Annotated in this window: 6 protein-coding genes; 3 read left to right on the top strand and 3 right to left on the bottom strand. The window is 63.1% G+C overall.

Translation table 11 applies throughout. The features are described from left to right. Positions 1 to 974: 974 nt before the first annotated feature. From BA190_RS18670 to BA190_RS18660, 3 genes are all read left to right on the top strand, one after another. The gene (locus tag BA190_RS18670) at positions 975 to 2,915 is read left to right on the top strand and encodes a M23 family metallopeptidase (RefSeq protein ID WP_082979853.1); all 1,941 of its coding nucleotides are present in this window, start codon (positions 975 to 977) and stop codon (positions 2,913 to 2,915) included. A 103-nt stretch (positions 2,916 to 3,018) separates the two neighbouring features. Further along, the gene (locus BA190_RS18665; protein ID WP_068290627.1) at positions 3,019 to 4,314 is read left to right on the top strand and encodes an ATP-binding protein; all 1,296 of its coding nucleotides are present in this window, start codon (positions 3,019 to 3,021) and stop codon (positions 4,312 to 4,314) included. Continuing rightward, positions 4,295 to 4,837, top strand: a complete 543-nt coding sequence (locus BA190_RS18660; RefSeq protein WP_068290626.1) for a response regulator transcription factor — start codon at positions 4,295 to 4,297, stop codon at positions 4,835 to 4,837. The genes BA190_RS18665 and BA190_RS18660 overlap by 20 nt, the downstream gene beginning before the upstream one ends. A 4-nt stretch (positions 4,838 to 4,841) precedes the next feature. Here BA190_RS18660 and BA190_RS18655 read toward each other — a convergent pair whose 3' ends face one another. Genes BA190_RS18655 through cyoC form a run of 3 tightly spaced genes read right to left on the bottom strand, consistent with a single transcriptional unit; the run spans position 4,842 to position 6,584 of the window. Beyond that, entirely contained in the window at positions 4,842 to 5,573 is a 732-nt protein-coding gene (locus tag BA190_RS18655) for an SURF1 family protein (protein ID WP_068290625.1), read from the bottom strand. A gap of 10 nt (positions 5,574 to 5,583) precedes the next feature. After that, positions 5,584 to 5,961 (bottom strand): cytochrome o ubiquinol oxidase subunit IV, encoded by a 378-nt coding sequence (cyoD, locus tag BA190_RS18650; protein WP_068290624.1) that lies wholly within the window; start codon positions 5,959 to 5,961, stop codon positions 5,584 to 5,586. Then, entirely contained in the window at positions 5,958 to 6,584 is a 627-nt protein-coding gene (gene cyoC / locus BA190_RS18645) for a cytochrome o ubiquinol oxidase subunit III (RefSeq protein ID WP_156771587.1), read from the bottom strand. The genes cyoD and cyoC overlap by 4 nt, the downstream gene beginning before the upstream one ends. Positions 6,585 to 6,590 lie beyond the last annotated feature (6 nt).

The following is a 6,590-nucleotide window of genomic DNA, read 5'->3' as shown; positions in this document are numbered from 1 at the left end:
GCCGCCAGCGTTCGTTCTGAGCCAGGATCAAACTCTCAAGTTGAACTTGAAACATTTGAACCGGACATTACTACGTCTTGACGAGAGCACCATTAACCAATCCAACTTCACAGCTGAACTAATCTGGTGGCTCTTGAATACATAGTACGCCGTTGTCTCTTTTCGACGCCAACCTCTCGATTGACATCCGCAAGGACATCGTCGCCTACGCTTCTCTTTCTTCCGATGCAATTGTCAAATAGCCGGAACGAGCTGAACTCGTTCAATCTTCCAGACGCCTCATCGACCCAGCTCTCACCAGGTTCAGAACCTTGCGATCTTAAGCAGAAGAGGCAACAAATCAGCCCCGCCGCTCATTCGCGGCAGCGCCGTCCGTCGATGGGTGCTGTATAGAGGGGCTCTTTCTGCCCGTCAACAGCCGATTTCATTTTTTTGACGGTTGCATGACGCTTTTTTTGGAAGGCCTGTGGAAAGCTACCCAGCGTACCCCGCTAACCGCTTGTTGTTACATGGATATTCGACACGCGTATTTCAAGCCCTGGGCAACGCCTCCCTGTTCAGGGGCCGCCTGCCCTCGACACGCAACCGCCCCCCCCGCCTTCCTTTCGAGCAAGGACCTCGCCTTCGCGCGCCAGTGTGTGCTCGCGCGCGCGTTTGCGGTTTAGGTTTGCCTCTCGGATCCCGTCCCCGCCCTCACTCGAGCGGCTTGCCGATCATCTCTTCCGCCGCAAATTTCATGAAATTGTCATGCACCGCCCCAAATCGGCCCAATTGATCAGGGGTTAAGATGGATCTGGAATTGACCGGCGCGCCCGGCTAGGGCACGGTCCGCCCCCAAGGAAAGGGCAACTTCCTACCAACCATGCGCCCGCCTCACGCCTCGGCGTTTTGGGTTCAGCGTATTTCTGGCGGAACGATCGAATTTGTCACCACGGACGACCTATAGAGACAGGCGGCAGGATCGGTACGGGATCGTGGATCCCGGAACGCAGGCGCCGCTTTCGGCAGATGGCGGGCGGGCGCCCGACCGGCGCAAGGTCTCGATCCGCTGGCTGACGGGAACGGTCCTCACCGGCCTGTGCGGCGCCGGCCTGATGGGCGGAGCCGTTTATGCCGCGCTGGACGGCGAATACAGCGTGGGCCATGCCCCGCAGATCGCCCCTACCGTCGTGCGCGAGAGCGAGGCCCAGACCTCTACCCAGAAGACCGATCGCATCCTGATCCAGACCGATACGATGGAAGCGCACCAGGTCATCCGTGTCTCCACCACCACCAAGGTAGGCGACAAGGACGTCATCAAGGTCAAGCCCTTCGCGCGCGTGCTCGCCAGCCTGCAGATTGCTTCCGGGCCCCTCGCCTCCCAGGTGCCCCCTTACAATCCCCAGGCTCTCTCCGCCGATCCGGATGCGGCCCTAGCGCCGGCCACCGCCCATGTCGAGCAGGCACCCGACGATGGTGAGGTCACCGTGGCCAACCGCGACCTTGTCGGTGTGAACTTCCAACCGACCTCCGGCCCCTTGCTGCCCGACGAGCAGGTCCTCGCCCTGGTGCGGGCACAGACCCAGGGCAACGATCCCGCCGCCGCGATCATCCCGCCGCAATTCGTGGCGCTCGCCGCCGACGACGATCGCGCCGAGAGTGCCGATTTGACGGCCCTGCGCGAGACCGACGTGCAGACCGACCCGGACTCGGCACTCAAGATCACCATCGTGCCCGAGAACTTCACCAACATCGCCAAGACAGCGCCCGAAGTCTCCTCCCGCGAGCAGACCATCACGGTGGAGGACAAGGACACGCTCGCCGGCATTCTGGGGCGCCTCGGCGCAACACCGCAGGAAGTCCAGGAGATCGCCAAGGCGCTCGGCGATGCCGGAAAGCTGCATGGCGGGCTGCGCCTGCGGGTTCTGGTCGCTCCGGGCGAGGAGGAGGACCAGCATTCCAGGCCCGTACGCCTGTCGGTCTACAATGCCGACAAGCATCTGGGCACCGTGGTGCTCGCCGATACCGGCGGCTATGTATCCGTGCAGGATCCGAGTTCGACCGACATCGCCGCCAATGCCCAGGACAATCAGGGCGGCGACGACGAGGATGAAGGCGACAGCGGCACCGGCATCCGCCTCTATTATTCCATCTACGAGACGGCCCTGAAGCAGCAGGTGCCCAAGGAAATGATCGAGCGCCTGCTGCGCGTCTATGCCTATGACGTCGATCTCACCCGACACACCCGGCCGGGCGACAATTTCGAGCTCTTCTACGAGCAGGACGACGCTGGCAATCCGGTCGGCGACATCCTCTACACGGCGCTGACCGTGAATGGCGAGCTCAAGCGCTACTATCATTTCGCCAGCCCCGACGACGGCCAGGTCGACTATTACGACGAGGACGGCAAATCGGCGCGCAAATTCCTGACCCGCAAGCCGATCAATGGCGGCGAGATGCGCTCCACCTTCGGCATGCGGCGCCATCCGATCCTCGGCTATTACAAGATGCATACGGGTGTCGACTGGGCCGACCGGGTCGGCACGCCGATCCTGGCCACCGGCAACGGCACCATCGTCAAATCCGGCTGGACCAACGGCTATGGCCGCCACATCGAGATCCAGCACGCCAACGGCTATCTCTCGACTTATTCGCACATGAACAGCTTCGCTTCGGGCACGGGTGTCGGCGCCAAGGTCAAGATGGGTCAGGTCATCGGCTATCTCGGCCAGTCGGGCCTGGCGACCGGCCCGCATATCCATTACGAAGTGAAGATCAATGGCAGCTTCGTCGATCCGATGCGCATCAAGCTGCCGCAGGGGCGCGAGCTCAATGGCGAGTTACTCGCCTCCTTCAAGGCCGAGCGCGACCGCATCAACGCCCTGATGAGCAAGGCTCCGGTTGCCGAGATCGCAACCGGCACCAACAAGAGCTGAGGTTGGGCAGCCGTCGGCAATGGCTCGACGGCGATCCATCCCGCGGCATTTTCGTCAACCGTGCTGCTATCAACTTTTCTGGAAAACACTCTAGTAAGTTGTCATGACCGCCATTCGTGACACCACCGACCAGAAAAACCTTGCCCTGCTGATCCAGCTGCGCTGGCTCGCCGTGATCGGGCAGGTGATCACCATCCTGTTCGTCGACCTCGTGCTCGGCATCCCCCTGCCGCTGTTCGAGATGGCCGTGGTGATCGGCTTCCTCGTAGCGCTCAACGTCGTCGGCCTGGTCCGGCTGCGCAGCCAGGGCCTGGTGGGCAATACCGAGCTCTTCCTCGAGCTCATGCTCGATGTCGCCGCACTCACCGTACAGCTCTATCTGAGCGGCGGTGCCTCCAACCCCTTCATCTATCTCTATCTTCTGCAGGTCATCATCGGCGGTGTCCTGCTGGAAGCGTGGTCGACCTGGACGCTGCTGGCGGCCACCAGCGCCTGCTTCGTCGGCCTGGCGACCTTCAACCGCCCCTTGCCGATCCCGGTGCAGAGCGGCACGGACCTGGCCGACCTGCATGTCCAGGGCACCTTCATCTGCTTCGTGCTGGCAGCCATCCTGCTGGTGTTCTTCGTCACCCGCATCAACCGCAACCTGCGCGCCCGCGACGCCCATCTGGCAAGCCTGCGCCAGCAATCGGCAGAGGAGGATCATATCGTCCGCATGGGCCTGCTCGCCTCAGGCGCCGCCCATGAGCTCGGCACACCGCTGGCGACACTCTCGGTGATCCTGAGCGACTGGCAGCGCATGGAGATGTTCAGCCGGGATGAGGAGATCGCCGCCGAACTCGCCGAAATGCGCGGCCAGCTCGACCGCTGCAAGACGATTGTCACCGGCATCCTGATGTCATCGGGCGAGGTGCGCGGCGAAGGCACCCGGCGCACCAGCGTGATCAGCTTCTTCAACGAGCTCGTCGAGGAGTGGCGCACCAGCCGTTCCCCCGCCCGCCTCGACTACGACAACACCTTCGGCACCGATGTCTCCATCGTCTCGGACGACGCCCTCAAGCAAGTGGTGTTCAACATCTTCGACAATGCGCTCGAAGCCTCGCCCAATTGGGTGGGCATCGCCCTGGAGCGGCGCGGCGACGGGCTAACGCTCTCTGTCACCGACGCAGGGCCGGGTTTCGGCAAGGACATACTGGATCAGCTCGGAAAACCCTATAATTCCAGCAAGAATCGGCCGGGCGGCGGGCTCGGCCTGTTCCTGGTCGTCAATGTCGCCCGCAAGCTCGGCGGCACCGTCACGGCCAAGAATCTGCTGAACGGCGGCGCCCTGGTCGAACTGACCCTGCCGATGGCGACGCTGTCGCCCGAAGGAGTAATCGATGCCCCCCTCCCCGGCTGAACGCCGCCTCATCATCGTCGAGGACGATGCGACCTTCGCCCGGACCCTGCGCAAATCCTTCGAGCGGCGTGGCTATGCCGTCGAGGTCGCAGCCGGCCTCGAACCGATGCAGGCCTTGCTCGCGGGCCATGCACCGAGCTTTGCCGTGGTCGATCTCAAGCTTGCCGGCGGCTCGGGCCTCGAATGCGTGAAGGCGCTTCATGGCCACGACGAGACCATGAAGATCGTGGTGCTGACGGGCTTTGCCTCGATCGCCACCGCCGTCGAGGCGATCAAGCTGGGAGCCTGCCATTACCTGGCCAAGCCCTCCAACACCGACGACATCGAGGCGGCCTTCCAGCGCAGCGACGGCGACACCAGCGTGCCGACCACGCAGACCCCGACCTCGATCAAGAATCTGGAATGGGAACGCATCCACGAGACGCTGGTGGAGACGGAGTTCAATATCTCCGAAACCGCGCGCCGCCTCGGCATGCACCGGCGCACCCTGGCGCGCAAGCTGGAGAAGCGGCGGCTGAAATGAGGAGTTACCCTGCTCTTCTCTCGCGCAGGGTATAGACCAGCCCGCCAAGCGTCATGAGGGCGAGGGCGAACCAGGTCAGCGCGTAGACCAGATGGTTGTTGGGCAGATCGACCACCGTCATGCCGCCCGCCGGAATTTCGCCGGACCGCTTCCGCTCGGCGTCGATGAAATAGGGAGCGACGGCACCGAGGCCACGTGCGGCGGCGATTTCAGCCACGTCACGCGAATACCAGCGATCGGCGCTGGGATCGTTGCTGCGCAGGAAGGCGCCCTTGGGCTCGCTGAGCCGCAACAGCCCCGTCACCTCGGCCGGTCCGGCAGCATTTCCGGCCTTGGCGCGCTCTTCCGGTAGCACGAAGCCGCGATTGACGAGCACCACGAAGCCCTGCTCCGTCTTCAGGGGCGACAATGTCCAGAAGCCGCCTCCTCGCGCCGTGGTCGCCTGCACGAAGACGGGTGGCCGATCGAGGAATTCACCCACCAGGCGGATGCGGCGGTAGGCGTCCTTGTCCGCGGCGATCGCGGGCCATGCTGCCGGGCCCGGCGGTGGCGCGGGCTCGGCATGGATACGGGCGTCGATGCGGGCGATCAGGTCGAGTTTCCAGCCGAGGCGCTGGACCTGCCACACGCCCAGGGCACAAAAGCCGGCAAAGGCGACGACGAGCGCCGCCACCATGACGGTGAAACCACGTCGCGAACGTGGTGGTCGGTCCGGCCGGCCACCCGGCGTCGTCATCGCATCAGGCTCACGGCATGTTGCGCATGTCATGTGCCGAGATCGGCATCATGTTGTTGACGAGGTGGTACATCACCCACAGCGAACCCGTCAGCGTGATCACCACGAGCACGATGGTGAAGATCAGGGCCATCAGGTTCCAGCCGCCCTCGGACTTGGCATCCATGTGCAGGAAATAGATCATGTGCACGACGATCTGGATCACTGCCAGTGAGATCACGATCAGCGAGGTCGCGACCTTGGATTCGAGCGCGCCCGTCATCACCAGCCAGAACGGGATGAAGGTCAGCACCACCGAAAGGCCGAAGCCGATCAGATAACTCTTGCGCGAACCATGCGAGGAGCCGTGCTCGTCGTGGTGGGAGTCTTGGTGGGTGTGGGCGCTCATCGCAGCATCCCCATCAGATAGACATAGGTGAAGACGCCGATCCAGATGACGTCCAGGAAGTGCCAGAACAGGCTCAGGCACATGAGGCGCCGGCGGTTCGCCGAGGTCAGGCCGTAGCGGGCGACCTGCACCATCAGGGTGAACAGCCAGAGGATGCCGGTGGAGACGTGCAGGCCGTGCGTGGAGACCAGCGTGTAGAAGGCGGAGAGGAAGCCGCTGCGCTGTGGCGTCGCCCCCTCATGGATCATGTGCGAGAACTCGTAGAGTTCGATGCCCACGAAAGCCATGCCGAACAAGGCGGTGACCAGGAGCCAGGCCTGGGTCGAGCCGACCTTGTTCTCCTGCATCGAGATCATGGCAAAGCCATAGGTGATGGAGGAAAGCAGCAGCATCGAGGTGTTCAACGCCACCAGATTGAGATCGAACAGGTCCTTCGGGGAAGGACCGGCGGCGTAGTTGCCGCCGAGCACGCCATAGGTGGCGAACAGGATCGCAAAGATGAGGCAGTCGCTCATCAGATAGATCCAGAAGCCGAGCATGGTGCTCGACCCTTCCGGATGATGCGGCTCTTCCGGCAAGTGGAAGACCGGCGCCTGGCTGTCTGCGGCCTCGGTCTGCGGCATCAGGAT

Origin of the sequence: Labrys sp. WJW (genome assembly GCF_001676615.1) — a bacterium.
Taxonomy (GTDB): domain Bacteria; phylum Pseudomonadota; class Alphaproteobacteria; order Rhizobiales; family Labraceae; genus Labrys; species Labrys sedimenti.
This window is presented reverse-complemented; position numbering and strand designations above follow the sequence as displayed.

Excerpts from the sequence above, each read along its gene's own strand:
- BA190_RS18665 (WP_068290627.1), top strand. The coding sequence starts at position 3,019 with ATGACCGCCATTCGTGACACCACCGACCAGAAAAACCTTGCCCTGCTG.
- BA190_RS18660 (WP_068290626.1), top strand. The coding sequence starts at position 4,295 with ATGCCCCCCTCCCCGGCTGAACGCCGCCTCATCATCGTCGAGGACGAT.
- BA190_RS18655 (WP_068290625.1), bottom strand. The coding sequence starts at position 5,573 with ATGACGACGCCGGGTGGCCGGCCGGACCGACCACCACGTTCGCGACGT.
- cyoD (WP_068290624.1), bottom strand. The coding sequence starts at position 5,961 with ATGAGCGCCCACACCCACCAAGACTCCCACCACGACGAGCACGGCTCC.
- cyoC (WP_156771587.1), bottom strand. The coding sequence starts at position 6,584 with ATGCCGCAGACCGAGGCCGCAGACAGCCAGGCGCCGGTCTTCCACTTG.